Consider the following 21,071-nt stretch of genomic DNA (forward strand, 5'->3'; position numbering starts at 1 on the left):
GCATCTGGCGACCGGAGTGAAGGAAAAAGAATGTTCGATACCAAGACCGTAAGCGCCCAGTGGGGCGGCAAGACGCTGACGCTCGAGACCGGCCGCGTTGCGCGCCAGGCCAACGGCGCAGTCCTCGCCACCCTCGGCGAGACCGTCGTTCTGTGCGCCGTGACGGCTGCACGGACCGTCAAGGAAGGGCAGGATTTCTTCCCGCTCACCGTCCATTATCAGGAGAAGTTCTCCGCGAGCGGCCGCATCCCCGGCGGCTTCTTCAAGCGTGAGCGCGGCGCGACCGAAAAGGAGACGCTGACCAGCCGTCTCATCGATCGCCCGATCCGTCCCCTCTTCCCAGAGGGTTTCTACAACGAGATCAACGTGATCTGCCAGGTTCTGTCGTATGACGGCGAGAACGAGCCGGACGTCCTCGCGATGGTCGCGGCCTCCGCAGCACTGACGATCTCGGGCGTGCCGTTCATGGGCCCGATCGGCGCAGCACGCGTCGGTTACGTCGATGGCGCGTACATCCTCAACCCGACGCTCGATGAAGCCAAGGCTGGCGATCTCGACCTCGTCGTCGCCGCCACCGGCCAAGCCGTGATGATGGTCGAATCGGAAGCCAAGGAGCTTTCGGAAGAGATCATGCTCGGCGCCGTGCAGTTCGCCCACAAGGCCTGCCGCGAAGCCGCCAACCTGATCATCGATCTGGCCGAGCAGGCTGCCAAGGATCCTTGGGAAATGGCCGAGCAGGCCGACCTGTCGACCGCCAAGGACAAGCTGAAGAAGCTGATCGGCAAGGACATTGCGGCCGCCTACAAGGTGACCGACAAGTCCAAGCGCTCGGACCTGCTGAATGCAGCGCGTGCGAAGGGCAAGACGGCGTTCGCCGACGCGTCGCCGCAAGACCAGATGGCAGCCGGCAAGCTGATGAAGAAGCTGGAGGCGGAGATCGTCCGCGGCGCCATCCTCAAGGACGGCACCCGCATCGACGGCCGCACCACCACGCAGATCCGTCCGATCGAGGCGATGGTCCACTTCCTCCCGCGTACGCACGGCTCGGCCTTGTTCACGCGCGGCGAGACGCAGTCGATCTGCACCACCACGCTCGGCACGCGCGATGCGGAGCAGATGATCGACGGCCTGAACGGGCTTTCGTACGAAAACTTCATGCTGCACTACAACTTCCCGCCCTACTCGGTCGGTGAAGTCGGTCGCTTCGGTGCGCCGGGTCGTCGCGAAGTCGGTCACGGCAAGCTCGCTTGGCGCGCGCTGCACCCGGTGCTGCCGACCAAGGAAGAGTTCCCGTACACGATCCGCGTCCTGTCGGACATCACGGAGAGCAACGGCTCGTCGTCGATGGCGACGGTCTGCGGCGGTTCGCTGTCGATGATGGATGCGGGCGTGCCGCTGAAGCGTCCGGTGTCGGGCATCGCGATGGGCCTGATCCTCGAGGGCAAGAACTTCGCGGTTCTCAGCGACATCCTCGGCGACGAGGATCACCTCGGCGACATGGACTTCAAGGTTGCGGGCACGTCCGAGGGCATCACCACGATGCAGATGGACATCAAGATCGCCGGCATCACCGAGGAGATCATGGGCAAGGCGCTGGCGCAGGCCAAGGAAGGCCGCGCGCACATCCTGGGCGAGATGGCCAAGGCGCTCGACCACACCCGTGAGGAACTCAGCGCCCACGCACCGCGCATCGAGAGCTTCCAGATCGACAAGTCGAAGATCCGTGAAGTCATCGGCACCGGCGGCAAGGTGATCCGCGAGATCGTCGCGCAGACCGGCGCCAAGGTCGACATCGACGACGAGGGCGTGATCAAGGTGTCGTCGTCCGACCCCGCGCAGATCGAAGCCGCGATCAAGTGGATCAAGGGCCTCGTCGAGGAAGCCGAAGTCGGCAAGGTCTATGACGGCAAGGTCGTCAACCTGGTCGATTTCGGGGCGTTCGTGAACTTCATGGGTGGCAAGGACGGTCTCGTCCACGTGTCCGAAATCAAGAACGAGCGCGTCGAGAAGGTCTCGGACGCCCTGACCGAAGGCCAGGAAGTCAAGGTCAAGGTTCTCGAGATCGATCCGCGCGGCAAGGTTCGCCTGTCGATGCGTGTCGTCGACCAGACGACCGGCGAAGAGCTGGAGGACACGCGTCCTGCACGTGAGCCCCGAGAAGGCGGCGATCGTGGTCCGCGCGGTCCGCGTCGTGATGGCGATGGTGGTCGTGATGCTGGCGGCAACGGCGGTGGTCGTGGCCCGCGCGGCGAAGGCGGCGGCGGTCGTGATGGCGGCGATCGTGGCTCGCGTGGCCCGCGTCGCGATGGCGACGGTGGCCGCGATGCCGGCGGCAACGGCGGTGGCCGCGGCCCCCGTCGTGACGGCGGCGGCAATGGCGGCGGCGAGCGTGCTGCACGTTCGGACGGCGACAAGGCCCCCGAGTTCGCGCCGGCGTTCCTGACGGGCGATCGCGACTAAGGCTTTGCCGCCCAACGGCAAATGAAGAGGGGCTCGGGAAACCGGGCCCCTTTTTCATGTGGTGCTCGGCCTGCCAGATTTAGCGAGGCAAACATGGTTGTTATGGGAACGGACGTCCCTGTCGTCTGTTCGAACCGCTATGAATGCTCCCTCCAAGTCCGTCGTTCTGGTCGTCGATGATGATCCGCTGGTTCGCGTCCACTCGCTCTTCGCACTCGAAGATGCCGGGTATGAGGTGGTGGAAGCAGGCAATGCGGCCGATGCGCTTGCCTGCCTCGAGCAGCGTCCGGATATTGGTGCGCTGTTTACCGATATCCGGATGCCAGGCTCGTTGGACGGGGTCGGCTTGGCCAACGTGGTTCACCAACGACGGCCTGATATTGCGATTCTCGTGACGTCGGGTTCGGAAGACGGCGCCGATCGATCGCTACCGGCGACCGCAAACTTCGTGCGCAAACCCTATACAGGCGCGCAACTTAGTCGTTTGCTCGCACTCGACGATGAGTCGACCGGAGCCGGTAAGCAATCCTGATCCCCGGCCGCCAGTGTTTCAAGCCCAGCCAATGAGGACCCCTTAACCTTTAGCTTACGCCCCTCGGATAGGATGGCGGGACGGCAACGGGTGAGGCGCAGTGGCGCGAGGCAATCTTGAAACTTTGACGGCTGGCCTTGTCGACGACCGGCGCCACCAGCCGATATGGGCTATAATCGGCAAACTCTGCTTGGCGTTGATCGTCTTTGGTAGCGTGTTCGGGGGATGGCTGTTCGTCATGCAATCGCGTGCAGAAACACGCGACGCCGCGGCACGGCTTCCCGGCGACGGGAGCGCCGATCGCTGCGCAATATGGTTCATCGGCAGCTCTTCGATCCACAAATGGACGACGCTGGAAGCGGACATGACGCCGTGGGATGCGCTTAACCGGGGCGTCAATGGCGCCAGAATGCCCGAGTTGCTTCAGATGCTCCGCAACGAGCCGCGCGGGTCTCGGCCGCGCGCGATCGTTTATTATGCCGGCGAGAACGATATCGCGAAAGGCGCGAGCGCGGCCGAGGACGTCGTCAACCTGCGCGCGTTCCTGGCGTTCAGGATGCGACGCTGGGGGGATGTTCCGGTCGTCGTCGTGGCGTTGAAGCCGTCCCCGACCCGCTGGGGCAATTTGCCCGAACAGACGCTGTTCAACACTGCGGCCCGAACGATCGCGGCACGGACGCCGGGGGTGACGTTCGTCGACGTCGTTCCCTATTTCCTGGTCGATCACCGGCCGGGGCCTTTCTATGTCGACGACGGCGTTCACCTCAATTCCGCCGGCTATGCGCGACTGACGCGGGCGATCCGGCCCGCGTTGCAATCGGGCCTCAAGCGGGGCGACCCGGCCCCCTGTCCGCAACGCACACCACGGACATGACATGTTCGGCGCGTCATCCAGCATGAACCCCGGCGTCGTCAGCACCAGGATCGAAGGCCTGTCGGTGTGGCGCGCGATCCTGATGCTTGGTGGCGTCGTGCTGCACAGCGCGATAGGGCTGGAACACCTACCCGTCTTTGCCGCGATCCCTTTGATATCCCATGCGTTTCGAATGGGCAGCTTTATGCTGATCTCGGGATTGCTGTGCGGCCACGCGCTGCGCCGACGATCGCCGCGGGCATGGCTCGGCCGGCGCAGTATCCAGATCGGCGTACCGTTGCTGTTCGGCCTGCTGGTGATCTGCCCGCTGATCGGCTGGATGATCGGGGATCTTGCCGATCGGACGCATGGCCCGTTCACGCTGGCGCACGACTGGTATCATCTCTGGTTCCTGGTTGCGCTGCTCGCCTATGCGCCGATGAGCTATGCGTTTCACCTGCTCGATCAGCGCCATGACGTGATCGGGATCCTCGAGCGCATACTTGCGGAAGGCCGTGGGTGCGGCGGTTCGGCACAGACCGTCTTGTTGCTATCGTCCGCGTTCGCCTGCTGCGCGCTCATGATGATCACGCGTCAGATGTTGGGGGGGCATGCACCCAAAGAGTACGCCGCGGCATTGTCGCAGGTCCAACTGATGCTCGGCTATGCCCCTTTCTACCTTCTCGGCTTTCTGCTCGCGCGGTCACCGCTACTGTACCGTACCATGACGGCGTCGATCCGCACCCCCATGATCATCCTGATTGCGATCGGCGGACTCTATGCGGGCTGGTTCGGCGGTTTGAGCGCGATGCTCGATCCGCTCGGACGGGCGGTTGTCGGCGATCTGATCGTGCTCGTCGGCATGTCGCTGTGCCCGCCCGCCGCCTCGGTCCTGATCCTGCGATCCGCGGTCGCGATCCGAATGGTGCCGCCGTTCATACGCCGGCTCGCGGATGCGTCCTTCACGATCTATATCCTGCATTTCCCGATCATCATCGCGACGAAACTGGCCCTGTTGCACGTGGCGTGGACCCCTTATGCAGAATTTCTCGTAGCACTCGTCGTCGGATCCCTGTTGTCTTATGCGGTGCATGTACTGCTGGTCGCAAGATACCCGGTGATCGCGTTCATCTTCAATGGCAAGCTGCCGGACCCAGCACAGTCCAATAGCATCGCACCCGCTTAGTCCTGCGACCGTATTTCGACACGACTTTCCGGGCCTCACCATTAAGCGCATCGTTCTGCTCCCGAACATCGACTCGCGGGGGCGGCAGGTTGGCCACGATAGCTTCGGCACCATCGGGCGGCGGTCCCGCACTCGTCAACGAGCGATGGTTCTTTCTGGTCATGGCGATCGTAATTGCTGCTACGATAGTATTCGGTTTCACGCTCAACGCGGCGCGCATGCAGTGGAGCTTCTTAGAACTGCCGGCACAAGTTCATCTGCATGTAGCGGTCTTCTTGACGTGGATTCTGCTCTACGTCGTCCAGAACGGGCTGATCGTGCGCGGTTCGGTTCGACGCCATCGGCAATTGGGCATGCTTGGCGCGGGCCCTGCGCTCGTGATGGTCGTGCTGGCCATCGTGACCACGGCCATGGCGATTGAGCAGCACCGGGTGCCGCCGTTCTTTCCACCGGGAGTCTTTCTCGTGCTGGGCGTGATCGGCTTCGGCGTGCTCACGGCGTGGGCGATCGCGGTGAGGCGGCAGGCGGCGTGGCAAAAGCGGTTGATGGTGTGCGGGACGATCCTGGCGATGTCGCCGGCGCGGGGGCGGATCCTGCCGATGCCGTTGCTGGGCAAGTTCGCACCGCTTGCGGTGTTCGCATCGATGGCGGTTTACGTCGTGGCAGGCATGATCTTCGACCTGCGATCGCGGGGCTGCGTACATCCGGCCTATTATTGGGGCGGCGCGGTGCTGGTCGTGACGAACGGCTGTAGGTCCGCTCGACTTCAGCCCGCCGGTGTTGCGACTGGTCGAACGCCTGGCCGCATGATCCTAGACTGGGTGATCGAGAGAGTGGGGAGCTTCTGTTGCTCGGTGCCCCCCGTACCGCCGGTTTCCACTTCTGTTGCCCGGTGTGGCCCGAACCGCGCTTTCGTCCGTATAACTTAGGTCGTTAGACCGTCAGTTATGCGGCAATTGCGAGTGCTTCGTTATCGTTGGCACTTGTGTATGGGCCGTTGCGGTGGTCCCATTCCGAGCGAAACATAGCGTCGTTGAACACACGTCGATCCTAGTTCGACCCCGTCATCGTCCCCCTCTTGCGAAGAGGGCGGTGGTGGAGTCGCCGGGTACTGCCCCCGGGTCCGCTGTGTCTATGACACGCCACGGTTTATCGCCATAGCCGCCAAGAGAAGATTCCCCCGACGGCATGCCCGATATAGGCGCGCCGCACCGCGATGAAAAGCCCGGGCTCCGATGGTTTTTTATCCAGAAACGCCAATGTCCTAGCACGCGGCGTGCCAAACCGCCTTCCGCTCGCCACAAAGCGCGTGCATAGCAACCTGCATTATGTTGACGCAGCGCTCCCGCTACGCGCTCCGCGCGATGATCTTCCTTGGCGGCGCCCCCGCCGGTGGCCCTCCCATCCCGATGACGCGGATCGCCGCCGAGGCGAATGTGCCGCGGAAATTCCTCGAGCTGATCCTCGCCGATCTGCGCGAGTCCGGGCTGTTGATCAGCCATCGCGGCAAGATGGGGGGCTATTGCCTGTCGCGGCCGAGCCATTTAATTTCGCTGGGCGAGATTATCCGGATCATCGAGGGGCCGCTCGCGCTGGTGCCGTGCGTGAGCCGGACCGCGTACCGGCCGTGCCTAGACTGCAAGAGCGAGGCGGATTGCGCGATCCGCTACGCGATGATGCGGGTGCGCGACGAGACTGCGCGGATTCTGGATGGGACGAGCCTGGCAGATGCCAACGCCGAGGATCTGGTAGCGGCGTAATTCTACCCTTCTCCCCTGCGGGGAGAAGGTGGCGCGGCAGCGTCGGATGAGGGGCGTTGGGATCCCGACCTGAGCCTCAAGCCCATCACCCTTCCGTCGCCTGACGGCTCCTCCCTCCCTCTCCCCGCGGGGGAGAGGGACAAGCAGGTCACCCCCTAGCCTTCAACTCGTCACGGATCTCACGCAGCAGCGCGATCTCGACCGGTTCTGGCGCAGGCGCGACCGGCGTGGCCGCTTCCTCGCGCTTCAACCGTGCTGTCTCGCGCTCGATCAGCGCCGCCGTCCGGTTAACCACGCGCAGGATCATGAAGATGATGCCAGCGACGATCACGAAATTGACGAGCTGCGTCGCGAACGCACCATAGCCGAGCAGCGGCACGCCGGCCTTCTTCAGCGCCGCGTAATCGGTCAGCGAGCCGACATAGCCCGCGGGCACCGCGCCCATCCGCCAGAAATAGCTCGAGAAATCGAGCCCGCCGAAGACCTTGCCGATTATCGGCATCAGCACGTCGTCGGTCAGCGAGGTAACGATCTTGCCGAATGCCGCGCCGATGATCACCGCGATGGCGAGATCGAGCACGTTGCCGCGCATGATGAAGGCCTTAAATTCCTTGAGCATCCGCGCCCTCCCTGTTGTTCGACGCTCAGGCTAGCCACCGATTTCGGTTTCGCCAACCCTGCCGACTGTCCTATGAGGGTGACACAGGTATTCAGGAGAGCCCCGATGTCACGTGCCCCAATCGTCCGCGGTACCGCCGCGATCCTGCTCGCATCGGCACTGGCCGGGTGCGGGATCAACAGCGTGCCGACCGCCGAGGAAAACGCCAAGGCGCGCTGGGCCGACGTCCAGAACAACTATCAGCGCCGCGCCGACCTGATCCCCAACCTCGTCGCGACGGTGAAGGCGGCCGGCGCGCAGGAGAAGGATATCCTCGTCCAGGTGACGCAGGCGCGCTCGGCTGCGAATTCGGTCCAGGTTTCGGCCGCCGATCTGTCCGATCCGGCAAAGATGGAGCAGTATCAGCGCGTCCAGGGCGCGGTCGGGCTGTCGCTCCAGCGTTTGCAGGAGGCGTATCCCGAGCTGAAGAGCCAGGGCAACTACACCACGCTGATGAGCCAGCTCGAGGGCACCGAGAACCGCATCACGATCGCGCGGCGCGATTACAACGGCGCGGTACAGGAGTATAACACCAAGATCCGCACCTTCCCCGACGCGGTCGGCGCGAAGATCTTCTACGGTGCCAAGCCGATGGTGCCGTTCGCAGCGACCACGCCCGGCGCCGAGACCGCACCGACGGTGAATTTCGGCAACGCGAGCTGATCGGGCATCATGCTCCGCCACCTCCTGACGCTGGCGTTCGCGGTGCTGGGAAGCAGCCCCGCGACCGCGCAAACGCTTCCTAAGTTCACCGGTTTCGTCGTCGATGCGGCGAACGTGATCCCGCCCGACCAGGAAGCGGCGCTGACCAAGCGGCTCGACGACCTGCAAAAGGCGACCGGCAACCAGCTGGTCGTCGCGACCGTGCCCGATCTCGAAGGCTACCCGATCGAGGATTACGGCAATCGACTGATCCGGACCTGGGGCGTCGGGCTGAAGGACGCGAACAACGGCGCGATCCTGCTGGTCGCGCCGAACGACCGGAAGGTGCGGATCGAGGTCGGCTACGGGCTCGAACCGGTGCTGACCGACGCTTTCTCCAGCGTCGTCATCAACCAGCAGATCCTGCCGCGCTTCAAGGCGGGGGATATCCCCGGCGGGATCGTTGCGGGGACGAATGCGGTGGCGGACCAGCTCGCGCTGCCCGATGCGGAGGCGCGCGCGAAGGTGTCCGCGGCGGCGGCGGAGTATGACAAAACGCATCGTCGCTCGAATTCGGGTGGTGGCGGCGTGCCGATCGGGCTGATCTTATTCGGCATCGTGCTGGCGGCGATCGTCATTCCGATGATCTCGCGGCGTGCGGGTGGAAAGCAGTATGTCGATGGCGGGAGCCGCGGTGGTGGCAGCGGCGCCTTGCCGATCGTGCTGTGGAGCATCGCCGACGCGATGACCCGTGGTGGCGGCGGCGGCGGTGGCTTCGGCGGCGGCGGCGATAGCGGCGGTGGCTGGGGCGGCGGTGGCTTCGGTGGCGGCGGCGGTGGATCCGGCGGCGGCGGCGGCGCATCGGGGAGTTGGTGACATGCGGCTGAGCGAAACCGATCATGACCGCGTCACCGCGGCCGTGACGCAGGCGGAGACCGCGACGACCGGCGAGATCGTCACGATCGTCGCACGGCAGTCGGATGCGTATCACGACGTGTCGCTGCACTGGGCGGTGCTGGCGATGCTGCTGACGCTGGCGCTGCTCGCGTTTCACCCGGTCGCGGCGGACCATATCTATGCGCTGATCGATCCTTGGCAGGCGGCACCGCAGGGTGCGCTGTATGTGGTCGCGCTGGTGCTGGTGACTTTGGTGTTTCTGGCGGTGCGGCTGGTGTTGGCGGCGACGTCGGTACGGGTGGCGATGACGCCGGGTGCGACCAAGGCGCGACGCGTGCGGCGGCGGGCTCTGCTCCTGTTTCGTGCCGGGGCAGAAAAGCGCACCAAAGGCTCGACCGGGGTGCTGTTGTATCTGTCGCTGGCCGAACACCGCGCGGAGATCATCGCCGACGACGCGATCCACTCGCGCGTGCCGAACGAAACCTGGGGTGCGGCGATGGCGGCAGTGCTGGCCGGCGTGCGCGACGATCGTCCCGCCGACGGCATGGCGGACGCGGTGGCGCAGATCGGCGCGGTATTGGCTGAACATTTTCCCCGCACCGGTGCGCCGGTCAACGAACTCCCCGACAGGCTGATCGAACTATGAGCAAGACCGTATGGGCCGGCAAATACATCACCGTCCAGACCGAAGGCACATGGGAATTCGCCGCGCGCCAAGGCGAGATCGCAGCGGCGGTGATCGTCGCGATCGACGAGGGCGACGTGATCTTGGTGGAGCAGTTCCGCGTGCCGTTGGGTCGCGCGTGTCTGGAGCTGCCGGCCGGCTTGGTCGGTGACGAAACCGCGGGCGAGAGCGTCGCGGTGGCGGCCGGGCGCGAGCTGGAGGAGGAGACCGGCTACCGCGCGGACGCGATCGAAGATTTAGGAGTGTTCTACTCGTCACCGGGAATGACGTCGGAATGCTTCACTCTGGTCCGCGCGACCGGGCTGACGAAAATCGGCGATGGCGGCGGCGATGGCGACGAGAACATCACCGTGCACCGGGTGCCGCTGGCGGACGTGCCGGCGTTCGTCGCGGAGAAGCGCAAGGCCGGGGTCGCGATCGATACCAAGATGCTGCTGATCCTGGCGGGGTCGATACTCTAGCGGCGGGTGCCGCGCCCGCCCCTTGCCCTCACCCTTCCCACGGCAAAGTCGCCGCGGGCCCCTTCCTCTCCCCGTTGGGAGAGGGTGAGACGCCGGAGGCGATGGGGGTTTCCCAGTCCCTCAGCCACTCCGTCTCCCCGGGCTTGTTCCGGGGTCCACGGATCCGCGTAACCTACGGCTTGCGAGTGTGCGGAACGGTGGATGCCGGAACGAGTCCGGCATGACGGGGTAGTCGGGAGGCGGTCGGCCAGAGCACCGCGGAGTCAGGGCCGCGCCGCTCCCCGAGCTTACTTGAAATTATCCGCGTAGCTCTGCAGCTTCAGCGTCTTCTGCGGCGCGGGGACGACGGTGTAGCCGAACCCTTCCCGCTCGCAGTGCGCGATCGCCGCTTCGGCGGTCGGGAACAGCAGGCGCACCTGATCGCGGGTGTCGCCGCTACCGGCCCAGCCGGTGAGCGGGTCGGGGCGCTTGGGCTCCGAGGGTTCGAATTCGAGCTGCCAGGCGTCGGTCCGGTGCTTGCCGGACTGCATGGCGTTCTTGGGGCGCTGGAAGATACGGGCGGTAGGCATGGATGCTCCCTTATCGCGAACCGGCGGCCCTTGCATCCGCCTTTTTCGTGCGCAGCGTCGCGGACGCCGCGGCGGGGTCGTCGGGCCAGGGATGCTTGGGGTAGCGGCCGCGCATTTCCTTCGCCACCGCGGTCCAGCTGCCTGCCCAGAAACCGGGGAGATCGCGCGTCGTCTGGATCGGCCGGCCGGCGGGGGATGTGAGACTGAGGACCAACGGCACGCGCGCCTCGCCGATCGTCGGATGCACCGCGAGGCCGAACAGGGCTTGCACGCGAAGTTCGACGCGGGGGCCACCTTCCGCGGCGTAGTCGATCGCGTGCGTGCTGCCGGCGGGGCTGGTGAAATCGGGCGGGGCGAGCCGGTTGATGGTCTGCATCGCGTCCCAGCCGAGCAGGTTGCGCAAGGCTTCGGCAAGCGCGCCGGGGGCGATCGCGTCGAGTCGGCGCTTTCCGGTGAGGAGCGGCGCTAGCCATTCGTCCACGCGATCGAGCAGCGTGGCGTCGTCTAGCGGTACGCCCGCATAAGCGGCGCGCGCGCGCAACGCCTGCGCGCCGTCGCTCCACGGCAGCAGCGCGAGGCCGTGCTCCCGGACGCCGTTGATCAGCGCGGCGAGAATCGCTTCGGGATCGGCACCGCTGTCGGGGCCGCTCGACAGCCGGATCGCGCCGAGGCGGCGTTCGCGGAGGGTTTGGATGCCGCCGGTTGTGAGGTCGAACGTCACGGTCCGATGCGATTTGATACGGTCGGCGAAGAGGGTTTCGACGGTGGCTTGGTCGATCGCTACCGCGGAGAGGATGCGTGCGCCGGCGGCCGAGCCCTGCGTGTCGGCAACGGCGAGCCATTCGGAGCGGGCGAGCGGCGAAGTCGGATCGAGCTTGAACCCGCGGCCACCGACCGAGGCCCAGGTCTCGCCGGACGCATCGCGACGACGGGCGACGCGGTCGGGGAAGCCGAGCGCCACGCACACTTCTGCTCCCCTTCCGCTTGCGGGAGGGGTCGGGGGAGGGGCTGATCCAGCAGTGCCGCGCTCTTGGGATATGTCGCGCCCTCCCCCGACCCCTCCCGCAAGCGGGAGGGGAGCTAGTTTCGCCCAGCGATCCGCCATCGCCCTCGCCGCCTTTGCCTTGGCCCCGCGTTCGGTTTTCCATCTGCGGAGACGAGTTTCAAGGTCGACGTCCTGCCCGCCTATGCCGCGTTCGCCGAGCAGGACTGCGATTTGGGCTGCCACCGGCGCCAGGCCGCGCTCCCCTGCCCTCAGCAACATGTGCGCGAGTCTCGGGGGCATCGGCAGTTTGGCGATCGCTCGGCCATGCGGCGTCGGGCGACCGTCCTCGATCGCTTCGAGCGTCGTCAGGCGGGCCATCGCCTCGTCGATCGCGGCGGCGGGGGGCGGGTCGATCCAGCGGAGGTCTCGCGGATCGCCGACGCCCCAGAGTGCGCACGCGAGCACCAGCGCAGACAAGTCCGCCTCAAGGATTTCCGGCGGATCGTAGCGCGGAAGGCCGGCGGTGGCCGCCTCTTCCCACAAACGATACGCAATACCCGGCCCGAGGCGCGCGGCGCGTCCCGCGCGCTGGGTGACCGCGGCCTGGCTCGCGCGTTCGGTGACCAGGCGGGTCATGCCGGCGGCGCGGTCGTAGCGCGGGCGTCTCGCCAGCCCCGAATCGACGACGATGCGGATGCCGTCGAGCGTCAGGCTGGTCTCGGCGATGCTGGTGGCGAGCACGACCTTCCGCCGGCCGTCGGGCTCGGGGAGGATCGCGGCGCGCTGGGCGGCGGGATCGAGGCTGCCATGGAGTTCGTGGAGGACGATGTCGTCTGGCAAATTGGCGAGGCGGTCGGCGGTGCGTTCGATCTCCGCGACACCGGGGAGGAAAGCGAGCACGCCGCCGTCCGCTTCGCCGAGCGCGCGGCGGACGGCGGCGGCGACCGAGTCCTCGATCCGCAACTCGGCTTGGCGGCCGATGTGGCGGAGGGTCAGGGGATAGCTTCGGCCTTCGCTTTCGATCACGGGGGCGCCATCCATGAGTGCTGCGAACCGCGCGCCGTCGAGCGTTGCGGACATGGCGACGATGCGGAGGTCGGGACGGAAGCCGGCCTGGACGTCGAGTGCGAGCGCCAAGCCGAAATCGCCGTCGAGGCTACGTTCGTGGACTTCGTCGAACAACACCGCGGAGACGCCGGCGAGTTCGGGATCGGCCTGGATGCGGGCGACGAAGATGCCTTCGGTGATCACCGTGACGCGGGTTGCTGCGGAGCGCTTGCTGTCCATACGGGTGGCGTAGCCGAAGGTCTGGCCGACCGGCTCGCCGGCGGTCGAGGCCATGCGTTCGGCGGCGGCGCGGGCGGCGAGGCGACGGGGGGAGAGGAGGAGGATCTCGCCGGTGCACCAGGGTTCGGTGAGAAGGGCCGGGGCGACTGCGGTGGTCTTGCCGGCGCCGGGGGGGGCTACGAGGACGGCCGAGGTTCGCTCGCGTAGGGTTGCGAGGAGGTCGGGAAGTACGGTGAGGATCGGGAGCGGCGGCGGGGTCATCGGGGCCTGCTGCCACAGTGGCGGGGTTGGCGACAGGCTTTGCGGTTACGCGGGCATGTCGTTCGGGGGTGAGCGCCTGAACTTTGCGATCCTCCCCCGCCAGGGGGAGGTGGCTGGCGCTTGCCAGACGGAGGGGGAGGTAAGCGCAACCTCGGCTCCGTGTCCTCCCCCTCCGTCACCTTCGGTGCCACCTCCCCCTGACGGGGGAGGATCGTTCGGGCTCACGGACATCGATGGCTCACGCACCCGCCAACGGCACCGCCCCGGCGAAGGCCGGGGTCCAATTGAGAAACGGCACTGACAGCCGTTGCGCTCAGTTACTGCCACCTCTCCAATTGGGCCCCGGCCTTCGCCGGGGTGGTGCCCATAGGCGGAAGGACTCAGCACTGGAGGAACTCAGAGCAGCAAACCTCGGACGAACGCACGCGAAAGCCCGCCCCGCCCCCATCGCACCGGAGGCTGGCAAGCGCGCGCTAACCTGCTAGACGCTGCGGCAGTAATCATGGCGTCCGATCCCTCCCCCAACTCGACGACGGCGACAGGCCGCACCAGCGACCGGCTACGCGGCGGGTTCGCGCGCGCCTGGTCGAGCCGTTGGGCCAAGGCCGCGCTGGCGCTTGCCGTGCTCGGCGTCGTCGCGATCTTCGCGTTCTGGTTCGCGGTCATGCGCGACCTGCCATCCGTGGATACGCTGCGCACCTACGAGCCGCCGCTGCCGACCAACGTGCGCGGCATCGACGGCGCACCGATCCATTCCTACGCGCGCGAACGCCGCGTCGAGCTGAGCTATGCCGAATATCCGCCGCTGCTGGTGAAGGCATTCCTCGCCGCCGAGGACAAGTCGTTCTTCGAGCATCACGGCGTCGATTATCCGGGCCTCGCCGGCGCGGTGTACGACTATGTGACCAAACTCGGCACCGGCAAGCGCGCCAAGGGTGGCTCGACGATCACGCAGCAGGTCGCCAAGAACCTGTTGATCGGCAACGCCTATTCGCCGTCGCGGAAACTGCGCGAGGCGGTGCTGGCGTACAAGATCGAGGACACGCTGACCAAGCCGCAGATCCTGGAGCTGTACCTCAACCAGATCGCGCTGGGGCGCAACGCGTTCGGCGTCGAGGCCGCGAGCCATGCGTATTTCGACAAGGAACTCGACCAGCTCGATCTCGCGCAGATGGCGTATCTCGCGATCCTGCCCAAGGGTCCGTCCAACTACGATCCGGTGCGCAATACCGAGCGCGCGATGATCCGGCGCAACTATGTGCTGAACCGGATGCTCGACAACGGCTTCATCACGCGCGCGCAGCGTGACCAGGCGAACGCGGAGCCGCTCGGCGCAGTGTTGCGGCGTACGCCGAAGTTCCAGAGCGTCGGCGGCTATTTCGTCGAGGAAGTGCGCCGCCAGCTGATGGCGAAGTTCGGCGAGAGCGCGAAGGATGGGCCGTACAGCGTCTATTCGGGCGGGCTGTGGGTGCGGACGTCGTTCGACGCGCGGTTGCAGGACCTGGCGCAGCAGGCGTTGCGCGACGGGCTGGTTCGGTTCGACAGCGGGCGCGGCTGGAACGGCCCCATTCGCCATGTCGAGATCGAGGATGACAACTGGCTTCAGCCTTTGCTCAACAGCAATATCGCGCTCGATTACCGGAATTGGGTCGCGGCGATCGTGACGGGCAAGGACGGCAATGCCTGGAGCCTGGGCTTCCGCACCGGCAAGACCGGCACGCTGCCGCGCTATGCGGCGCAGATGGCGGTGCGCGGCAAGGGCGGCAACGCGTTCGGCGCGATCAAGGTCGGCGACATCATCGCGGTAGCGCCGGAAGGCGGCCAGTTCGCGCTGCGGGCGATCCCGAAGGTCTCGGGGGCGTTCGTCGTCGAAGAGCCGGCTTCGGGCCGCGTGCTGGCGATGCAGGGCGGGTTCGACGACCGGTTGCAGGCGTTCAACCGCGCGACGCAGGCGATGCGCCAGCCGGGCTCGACCATCAAGCCGATCGTCTATTCCGCCGCGCTGGATAACGGCATGACGCCGGCGTCGATCATCGTCGACGGACCGTTCTGCGTGTATCAGGGCGCGCGGCTCGGGCAGAAATGCTTCCGCAACTTCGGCAATTCGCGCGGCGCCGGGCCTCACACCATGCGCTGGGGCATCGAGCAGTCGCGCAACCTGATGACGGTGCGAACCGCCGCGCAGACCGGGATGCCCAAGGTCGTTGCGACCATCAAGAAGATGGGGGTCGGCGATTACGCGCCCTACCTCTCGTTCGCGCTCGGCGCCGGCGAGACGACCGTCGGGCGTATGGTCAACGCGTATTCGATCCTAGCGAACAACGGCAAAGGCGGCCCGCCGTCGCTGATCGACTTCGTCCAGGACCGTCATGGCAAGGTGATCTGGCCGGAGAACTGGCGACCCTGCGATCGCTGCAACGCGCCCGACTGGGACGGCAAGCCGATGCCGCGCCCGGTGACGCGCCAGCGCCAGGTGCTCGATGCGATGACCGCCTACCAGATGGTCCACATCACCGAGGGCGTCGTCCAGCGCGGTACCGCGGTGACGTTGCGCGATCTCGATCGGCCGATGTTCGGCAAGACGGGCACGAACAATGGCCCGACCGACGTGTGGTTCATCGGCGGGACCCCGCAGTTCGTCGGCGGGCTGTATATCGGTTTCGATACGCCGCGGAATCTCGGCGGTGCCGCACAGGGTGGCACGCTGGCCGCGCCGATCTTCAAGCAGTTCGCGGTTAAGGCGTACGAGAATCTGCCCAAGCTGCCGTTCCGCGCACCGGCCGGGATCCGCATGGTCCGGATCGATCGCGGGAGTGGCCGCCCGGTCTATGGTACGTGGCCGAACACCGACGATCCGAAGCCGGCAGTGATCTGGGAAGCGTTCAAGCCGGAGAGCGAACCGCGTCGTGCCGCTCGGCGCTCCGATGCGGCGCCGACCGCAGCGACGACCACCACCGCGGTGAAGAGGGCCGAAGCCCCGCGCGACAGCGATTTCTTGCAAAGACAAGGCGGAATCTACTAGCGCCCTTATATAGACGTCATCGCACATCAATGCGTCATCCCAGCAAACGCTGGGATCTCGTGGTAAGGGAGGACACTCCTCGCCGCAGGAGATGCCAGCTTTCGCTGGCATGACGAAGACCGGAGAATACCCATGCGCGCCGAAGCGCAGGCTCACGTAGACACCATCAACGACGCGCTGGCGCTGCTGCGCCGCTTCCTCGATTGGGACCGCGCACTGCGTCGTCTCGACGAGCTGAACGCGCGCGTCGAGGATCAGGCGCTCTGGTCCGATCCCAAAGCCGCGCAGGAGGTGATGCGCGAGCGTCGCCGTCTCGATGAGGCGATCAGCGCGACGCGTGCGATCCAGAGCGAACTCAGCGACACCGCGGAACTGATCGAGATGGCAGAGGCCGAGGGCGATACCGCAATGGAGGCGGACGGCGTCGCCGCGCTCGCCGAACTCGCCGCGCGGGCCGACCGGGACAAGATCAAGGCGCTGCTTGCGGGCGAGGCCGACGCCAACGACACCTATATCGAGGTCAACGCCGGCGCCGGCGGGACCGAGAGCCAGGACTGGGCGGGGATGCTCAGCCGCATGTATTCGCGCTGGGGCGAGCGCCACGGGCTGAAGGTCGAGCTGGTCGACCAGCATTCGGGCGAGCAGGCCGGGATCAAGTCCGCTACGCTGCTGCTGAAGGGCGAAAACGCGTACGGCTATGCCAAGACCGAGAGCGGCGTGCACCGGCTGGTGCGGATCAGCCCGTACGACTCGGCGGCGCGGCGGCACACGTCGTTCGCCAGCGTCTGGGTGTACCCCGTCGTCGACGACAATATCGAGGTCGAATACAACGAGAGCGACCTGCGCATCGACACGTACCGTGCGTCGGGTGCCGGCGGCCAGCACATCAACACGACCGATTCGGCGGTGCGTATCACGCACATCCCGACCGGCATCGTCGTGCAGTGCCAGAACCAGCGCTCGCAGCACAAGAACAAGGCCGAGGCGTACAACCAGCTCCGCGCGCGTCTGTACGAGCGCGAACTGGCGATCCGCGAGACTGCGGCGAACGCCGAGAATGCCGGCAAGACCGACATCGGCTGGGGTCACCAGATCCGGTCCTACGTGCTTCAGCCGTACCAGATGGTGAAAGACCTGCGCACCGGCGTGGTGTCGACCAGCCCGTCGGACGTGCTGGACGGCGATCTCGAGATGTTCATGGCGGCGGCGCTGTCGCAGCGCGTGACCGGCGAGGCCGTCGAGGTGGAGGACGTCGATTGAAGCTCAAGGGTGCCCTTGCCCTGATGCTGTCACCGGTATTCCTGCTCCCATTATTCGCATTGGGCGCGTGCGATGGCAGCAAGCCGCTGATCAAGCGCGAGCCGAAGGAGCCGGTGTTCCCTGCCGCCGACCGTCCGGTCGCGTCGATCGTGTCGTCGCGCTGGTCTAACGAAGAAGCGCGCGACCGTCTCAACGAGGCGGGTGAGGTCATGAACAAGGCCGAGATCAGCAAGGGCATGACGGTCGCGGACATCGGCGCGGGCGAGGGATACTACACGATCCGCATGGCGGCGCGGGTCGGCAAGGAAGGCCGCGTGCTCGCCGAGGACATCGTCGCGAGCGTGCGCGACACGCTGGCGGAACGCGTCGCGCGCGAAGATCTAACGAACGTCAGCGTGAAGCTGGGCGAAGCGAACGATCCCAAGTTGCCCGAGGCGAGCTTCGACCGGGTGCTGATGGTGCACATGTATCACGAGATCGAGCAGCCGTACGAGTTCCTGTGGCGGTTGCGGCCATCGCTGAAGCCCGACGGGCTGGTGGTGGTGGTCGATGCGAACCGCCGGACGCAGGACCACGGCACGCCGCCGGCACTGTTGAAGTGCGAGTTCGCGGCGGTGGGGTACACGCAGGTGGATATGGACGAGATGCCCTCGGCGGGCGGCTATCTGGCGACGTTCCGTGCGACCGGGCCGCGGCCGAAGCCTGAAGCGATCCGGGCGTGTCGGTTGAAGTGAGCGCCAAATCCTCCCCTGCAAGGGGAGGTGGCAGCCCATCGGGCTGACGGAGGGGTATAGCGCTATCGAGAGGGTCTCACCCCTCCGTCTGGCAAGTGCCAGCCACCTCCCCTTGCAGGGGGGGATTGATGTTGGAGCGTCAAATCACTCCCAGCGCCCTCAGACTCGTCACCTGGTCTCCCGCGATCACCAGATGGTCGAGCAACACGATCTCCAGTGTCCGCAACCCCGCCGCGAGCGCGCGCGTGAACGCCACATCACGCGCACTCGGGGTTGCGTCCCCGCTTGGATGATTATGCGCCAGTACGACCTCGACCGCGCCGAACCCCAACGCATCCACCGCGACCGTCCGAATCGAGATCGCCACCCGATCCCGCCCCCCGACGACATGCCGCATCCCGAGAAGCCTCCGATTCGGATCAAGATACGCGACCGCCACCGTCTCGACCGTGGCATGACCCAACCCGGCGAACAGCGCGCGAGCCGCGGCGAGGTCCGCGATACGAGGAGAAGGCACGGGCAACGGCAGCACAGACCCGCCTGCCCCGCGGCACCCGCCACCGCACGCGCAACTGCATCCGCTTGAGCCCCCGCCCCCGCACCGCTACGCCAACCCGATGCGCCAATATCTAGACCTCATGGACCGCGTGCTCTCGACCGGCGTCGAGACGATGGACCGCACCGGCACCGGCACGCTCAGCGTGTTCGGCGCCCAGATGCGGTTCGACCTCGCACAGGGCTTCCCCGTGCTCACCACCAAGAAGCTCCACCTCCGCTCGATCATCGTCGAATTGCTGTGGTTCCTCCGCGGCGACACCAACGTGCGGTGGCTACAGGACCGCAAGGTGGCGATCTGGGACGAATGGGCGGACGAGAACGGCGATCTCGGCCCGGTCTATGGCAAGCAATGGCGCGACTGGGTTGCCGCTGATGGCCGCCATATCGACCAGATCGCCGAGCTGATTGCGCAGATCAAGACCAACCCCACCTCGCGCCGCCAGATCGTCAGCGCGTGGAATCCGGGCGACCTGCACGCGATGGCGCTCGCGCCGTGCCACTGCCTGTTCCAGACGCATGTCGCGAACGGCAAGCTGTCGCTACAACTCTACCAGCGCTCGGGCGACATCTTCCTCGGCGTGCCGTTCAACATCGCCAGCTATGCGCTGCTGACGCATATTCTCGCGCAGCAATGCGGGCTGGAAGTCGGCGAGTTCATCTGGACCGGCGGCGATTGCCACCTCTATTCGAACCATCTGGAGCAGGCACGCCTGCAACTGACCCGCTCGCCGGGGCCGTTGCCGCACCTCGAAATCGTGCGGCAGCCGGACTCGATCGACGCCTACGAATATGAGGATTTCGTGCTCCACGATTACGTTGCGCAGGCGCACATCAAGGCGCCCGTCGCGGTCTGAACAGAGAGCGAATCGCAATAGGAACCGGGCGTGGCGCCCATGGTTGACCGTCCGAACCCATTCGGAAGGCCCATGATGGACATCACCCAGCTCATTCTCGACGAACACGCGCAGCAGCGCGCGCTGTTCGCGCAGATCGATTCGATCGACGCCAAGGACACCGAGGCGCTGTCGGCGCTGTGGACGCGCCTCAAGAACCTGCTCGACGCGCATGCCGAGGCGGAAGAGCGCTTCTTCTACCCGCGGTTGATGAAGATCGGCACCGGCGGCAACGACGCCGACTCGGCCGCCGAGGAAACCGAGGACGCGATCGAGGATCACAACGACATCCGCGAGACGGGCGAAGCGGTGGACAAACATCCGGTCGGGTCGGACGCTTGGTTCGAGGCGGTCGGGGAGTGCAACAAAGCGAACAGCGATCATCTCGCCGAGGAAGAGCGCCAGGGCCTCACCGATTTCCGCAAGCATGCGACGCTGGAAGAGCGGCATGAGCTTGGCGTTCGGTTTGCGGCATTCGAGGCGAATCATCTAAATGGGGTGAAGGTCGTCGAGAAGGACCCCGAGGCGTATGTGAAGGAACACGCGCCCGGCTAAGATATTTCTCAACCTGATTTATAGGTTAATAAGCCTCACGCCAAAATTATCCACAGATTCGCCCACCGCCATCCGACCACGTTTGGCCGTTTTGGGATTCACATAAGGGCCCGTGTATGTCAGTACACGCCGACACACACGGGTTTTGCCAATGCGTCGACTTACATCAATCGTTGCAGTAAATCGGGATGGCATCATCGGATGTCGAAATTCGCTTCCCTGGCGTGTGAAGTCAGACTTGGCGTTTTTCAAAAGTGAAACTTCCGAGAATGTTGTTCTAATGGGGCGTAAGACATTCGACTCTCTAGGACGCTGCCTCCCGAACCGATACAATATTGTCTTGAGTAAACAGTTTCATCTGTTTGACGATCAACCTAAGTGCGTCCTTCGCGAAGGCATTTTGGAGGGAATGGTAGAGGCCGAGGCCGCGCCATCTCATTTCCGTGAGACCTTCGTTATTGGCGGCTCGACCATGTACTCACAATTTCATGATTTCGTCGATCGTTACCTCATTACGATTGTCGATAAACCGGTAGCCGACGGTGATGCGTTCTTTGATCTAAGTCCGCTACATCAGCCTTCGGAATGGACAGTGAATCGGGTAGTCAGTAAAACGCAGGGTGAGAATGACGAGGCCCCATACGAAATATTTGAACTGATCTCACGGCACGCCGATGACCGGCGAGCTCGTCGAGAAGCGGCCATAACCTCTATGCGTGCTAAGCGCATGGACAAAGCCAGTGGATCGCGTCGGTCACGCGACACAAAAGGCGATGCTTCGAAATCACCAGCGTTCAGTTGGGCTTGACGACG

Annotated in this window: 20 protein-coding genes and 1 other RNA gene; 15 read left to right on the plus strand and 6 right to left on the minus strand. The window is 65.5% G+C overall.

Annotated features, from left to right (window positions below):
• The first annotated feature begins 30 nt into the window (after positions 1-30).
• The 4 genes from pnp (at position 31) to U1737_RS05775 (ending at position 5,031) form a co-directional block, all read left to right on the plus strand.
• Positions 31-2,460, plus strand: a complete 2,430-nt coding sequence (pnp, locus tag U1737_RS05760) for a polyribonucleotide nucleotidyltransferase (RefSeq protein ID WP_332795942.1) — start codon at positions 31-33, stop codon at positions 2,458-2,460.
• A gap of 139 nt (positions 2,461-2,599) precedes the next feature.
• Positions 2,600-2,992, plus strand: a complete 393-nt coding sequence (locus tag U1737_RS05765; RefSeq protein ID WP_248524507.1) for a response regulator — start codon at positions 2,600-2,602, stop codon at positions 2,990-2,992.
• 238 nt (positions 2,993-3,230) lie between these two features.
• A complete protein-coding gene (locus tag U1737_RS05770; RefSeq protein WP_332795943.1) occupies positions 3,231-3,866 on the plus strand; it encodes a GDSL-type esterase/lipase family protein in 636 nt (211 codons plus the stop codon).
• Between the two features lies 1 nt (position 3,867).
• Positions 3,868-5,031, plus strand: coding sequence for an acyltransferase family protein (locus U1737_RS05775; RefSeq protein ID WP_332795944.1), 1,164 nt, complete (start codon positions 3,868-3,870; stop codon positions 5,029-5,031).
• A gap of 233 nt (positions 5,032-5,264) precedes the next feature.
• Here the strand turns inward: U1737_RS05775 and U1737_RS05780 are convergent, their stop codons facing one another.
• Together U1737_RS05780 and ssrA are read right to left on the minus strand one after the other, a co-directional pair.
• Complete coding sequence (locus tag U1737_RS05780; protein WP_332795945.1) at positions 5,265-5,459, minus strand: hypothetical protein; 195 nt, start codon at positions 5,457-5,459, stop codon at positions 5,265-5,267.
• A gap of 443 nt (positions 5,460-5,902) precedes the next feature.
• Positions 5,903-6,258: a transfer-messenger RNA gene (gene ssrA, locus U1737_RS05785) on the minus strand.
• A gap of 101 nt (positions 6,259-6,359) precedes the next feature.
• On the opposite strand from ssrA, the gene U1737_RS05790 reads away from it, so the two are divergent.
• Complete coding sequence (locus tag U1737_RS05790; protein ID WP_132735874.1) at positions 6,360-6,791, plus strand: RrF2 family transcriptional regulator; 432 nt, start codon at positions 6,360-6,362, stop codon at positions 6,789-6,791.
• 148 nt (positions 6,792-6,939) lie between these two features.
• Here the strand turns inward: U1737_RS05790 and mscL are convergent, their stop codons facing one another.
• Positions 6,940-7,410 (minus strand): large conductance mechanosensitive channel protein MscL, encoded by a 471-nt coding sequence (gene mscL / locus U1737_RS05795; RefSeq protein ID WP_332795946.1) that lies wholly within the window; start codon positions 7,408-7,410, stop codon positions 6,940-6,942.
• A gap of 105 nt (positions 7,411-7,515) precedes the next feature.
• On the opposite strand from mscL, the gene U1737_RS05800 reads away from it, so the two are divergent.
• Genes U1737_RS05800 through U1737_RS05815 form a run of 4 tightly spaced genes read left to right on the plus strand, consistent with a single transcriptional unit; the run spans position 7,516 to position 10,134 of the window.
• Complete coding sequence (locus U1737_RS05800; RefSeq protein WP_248524502.1) at positions 7,516-8,112, plus strand: LemA family protein; 597 nt, start codon at positions 7,516-7,518, stop codon at positions 8,110-8,112.
• Positions 8,113-8,121: 9 nt separating this feature from the next.
• On the plus strand, positions 8,122-8,967 hold the full coding sequence (locus U1737_RS05805; RefSeq protein WP_332795947.1) for a TPM domain-containing protein: 846 nt from the start codon (positions 8,122-8,124) through the stop codon (positions 8,965-8,967).
• 1 nt (position 8,968) lies between these two features.
• A complete protein-coding gene (locus U1737_RS05810) occupies positions 8,969-9,634 on the plus strand; it encodes a TPM domain-containing protein (protein WP_332795948.1) in 666 nt (221 codons plus the stop codon).
• On the plus strand, positions 9,631-10,134 hold the full coding sequence (locus U1737_RS05815; RefSeq protein WP_332795949.1) for an NUDIX hydrolase: 504 nt from the start codon (positions 9,631-9,633) through the stop codon (positions 10,132-10,134). Before U1737_RS05810 ends, U1737_RS05815 begins: the two co-directional genes overlap by 4 nt.
• A gap of 287 nt (positions 10,135-10,421) precedes the next feature.
• Here the strand turns inward: U1737_RS05815 and U1737_RS05820 are convergent, their stop codons facing one another.
• Together U1737_RS05820 and hrpB are read right to left on the minus strand one after the other, a co-directional pair.
• Positions 10,422-10,703, minus strand: coding sequence for an ETC complex I subunit (locus U1737_RS05820; protein WP_187503982.1), 282 nt, complete (start codon positions 10,701-10,703; stop codon positions 10,422-10,424).
• Between the two features lie 10 nt (positions 10,704-10,713).
• Positions 10,714-13,236, minus strand: a complete 2,523-nt coding sequence (gene hrpB / locus U1737_RS05825) for an ATP-dependent helicase HrpB (protein WP_332795950.1) — start codon at positions 13,234-13,236, stop codon at positions 10,714-10,716.
• 502 nt (positions 13,237-13,738) lie between these two features.
• On the opposite strand from hrpB, the gene U1737_RS05830 reads away from it, so the two are divergent.
• The 3 genes from U1737_RS05830 to U1737_RS05840 all read left to right on the plus strand — a co-directional run bounded on the left by U1737_RS05830 (position 13,739) and on the right by U1737_RS05840 (position 18,252).
• Complete coding sequence (locus tag U1737_RS05830) at positions 13,739-16,258, plus strand: penicillin-binding protein 1A (protein ID WP_332795951.1); 2,520 nt, start codon at positions 13,739-13,741, stop codon at positions 16,256-16,258.
• Between the two features lie 132 nt (positions 16,259-16,390).
• Positions 16,391-17,518: a peptide chain release factor 2 gene (prfB, locus tag U1737_RS05835; RefSeq protein ID WP_060526781.1), complete on the plus strand. Its 1,128-nt coding sequence runs from the start codon at positions 16,391-16,393 to the stop codon at positions 17,516-17,518.
• Positions 17,519-17,541: 23 nt separating this feature from the next.
• Positions 17,542-18,252: a class I SAM-dependent methyltransferase gene (locus tag U1737_RS05840; RefSeq protein WP_332796045.1), complete on the plus strand. Its 711-nt coding sequence runs from the start codon at positions 17,542-17,544 to the stop codon at positions 18,250-18,252.
• A 139-nt stretch (positions 18,253-18,391) separates the two neighbouring features.
• Here U1737_RS05840 and U1737_RS05845 read toward each other — a convergent pair whose 3' ends face one another.
• Positions 18,392-18,784 (minus strand): JAB domain-containing protein, encoded by a 393-nt coding sequence (locus U1737_RS05845; protein ID WP_332795952.1) that lies wholly within the window; start codon positions 18,782-18,784, stop codon positions 18,392-18,394.
• Between the two features lie 85 nt (positions 18,785-18,869).
• On the opposite strand from U1737_RS05845, the gene U1737_RS05850 reads away from it, so the two are divergent.
• The 3 genes from U1737_RS05850 to U1737_RS05860 all read left to right on the plus strand — a co-directional run bounded on the left by U1737_RS05850 (position 18,870) and on the right by U1737_RS05860 (position 21,066).
• Positions 18,870-19,664 carry a thymidylate synthase gene (locus U1737_RS05850; protein WP_332795953.1) on the plus strand — a complete coding sequence of 265 codons (795 nt, stop codon included), beginning with the start codon at positions 18,870-18,872 and terminating at the stop codon, positions 19,662-19,664.
• 72 nt (positions 19,665-19,736) lie between these two features.
• Complete coding sequence (locus U1737_RS05855; RefSeq protein WP_332795954.1) at positions 19,737-20,258, plus strand: hemerythrin domain-containing protein; 522 nt, start codon at positions 19,737-19,739, stop codon at positions 20,256-20,258.
• Between the two features lie 151 nt (positions 20,259-20,409).
• On the plus strand, positions 20,410-21,066 hold the full coding sequence (locus tag U1737_RS05860) for a dihydrofolate reductase (protein ID WP_332795955.1): 657 nt from the start codon (positions 20,410-20,412) through the stop codon (positions 21,064-21,066).
• Positions 21,067-21,071: the final 5 nt, after the last annotated feature.

The organism is Sphingomonas fucosidasi (genome assembly GCF_036663855.1).
In the GTDB taxonomy this organism is placed as follows: Bacteria; Pseudomonadota; Alphaproteobacteria; order Sphingomonadales; family Sphingomonadaceae; genus Sphingomonas; species Sphingomonas faeni_B.

Bases quoted from the DNA above. Each gene is read 5' to 3' on its own strand.
- U1737_RS05815 (WP_332795949.1), top strand. From the start codon at position 9,631: ATGAGCAAGACCGTATGGGCCGGCAAATACATCACCGTCCAGACCGAA.
- U1737_RS05805 (WP_332795947.1), top strand. From the start codon at position 8,122: ATGCTCCGCCACCTCCTGACGCTGGCGTTCGCGGTGCTGGGAAGCAGC.
- U1737_RS05855 (WP_332795954.1), top strand. From the start codon at position 19,737: ATGATGGACATCACCCAGCTCATTCTCGACGAACACGCGCAGCAGCGC.
- hrpB (WP_332795950.1), bottom strand. From the start codon at position 13,236: ATGACCCCGCCGCCGCTCCCGATCCTCACCGTACTTCCCGACCTCCTC.
- U1737_RS05830 (WP_332795951.1), top strand. From the start codon at position 13,739: ATGGCGTCCGATCCCTCCCCCAACTCGACGACGGCGACAGGCCGCACC.
- U1737_RS05840 (WP_332796045.1), top strand. From the start codon at position 17,542: ATGCTGTCACCGGTATTCCTGCTCCCATTATTCGCATTGGGCGCGTGC.
- U1737_RS05770 (WP_332795943.1), top strand. From the start codon at position 3,231: ATGCAATCGCGTGCAGAAACACGCGACGCCGCGGCACGGCTTCCCGGC.
- U1737_RS05850 (WP_332795953.1), top strand. From the start codon at position 18,870: ATGCGCCAATATCTAGACCTCATGGACCGCGTGCTCTCGACCGGCGTC.
- pnp (WP_332795942.1), top strand. From the start codon at position 31: ATGTTCGATACCAAGACCGTAAGCGCCCAGTGGGGCGGCAAGACGCTG.
- mscL (WP_332795946.1), bottom strand. From the start codon at position 7,410: ATGCTCAAGGAATTTAAGGCCTTCATCATGCGCGGCAACGTGCTCGAT.
- U1737_RS05860 (WP_332795955.1), top strand. From the start codon at position 20,410: ATGCGTCGACTTACATCAATCGTTGCAGTAAATCGGGATGGCATCATC.
- U1737_RS05765 (WP_248524507.1), top strand. From the start codon at position 2,600: ATGAATGCTCCCTCCAAGTCCGTCGTTCTGGTCGTCGATGATGATCCG.
- U1737_RS05810 (WP_332795948.1), top strand. From the start codon at position 8,969: ATGCGGCTGAGCGAAACCGATCATGACCGCGTCACCGCGGCCGTGACG.
- U1737_RS05820 (WP_187503982.1), bottom strand. From the start codon at position 10,703: ATGCCTACCGCCCGTATCTTCCAGCGCCCCAAGAACGCCATGCAGTCC.
- U1737_RS05775 (WP_332795944.1), top strand. From the start codon at position 3,868: ATGTTCGGCGCGTCATCCAGCATGAACCCCGGCGTCGTCAGCACCAGG.
- U1737_RS05800 (WP_248524502.1), top strand. From the start codon at position 7,516: ATGTCACGTGCCCCAATCGTCCGCGGTACCGCCGCGATCCTGCTCGCA.
- prfB (WP_060526781.1), top strand. From the start codon at position 16,391: ATGCGCGCCGAAGCGCAGGCTCACGTAGACACCATCAACGACGCGCTG.
- U1737_RS05790 (WP_132735874.1), top strand. From the start codon at position 6,360: ATGTTGACGCAGCGCTCCCGCTACGCGCTCCGCGCGATGATCTTCCTT.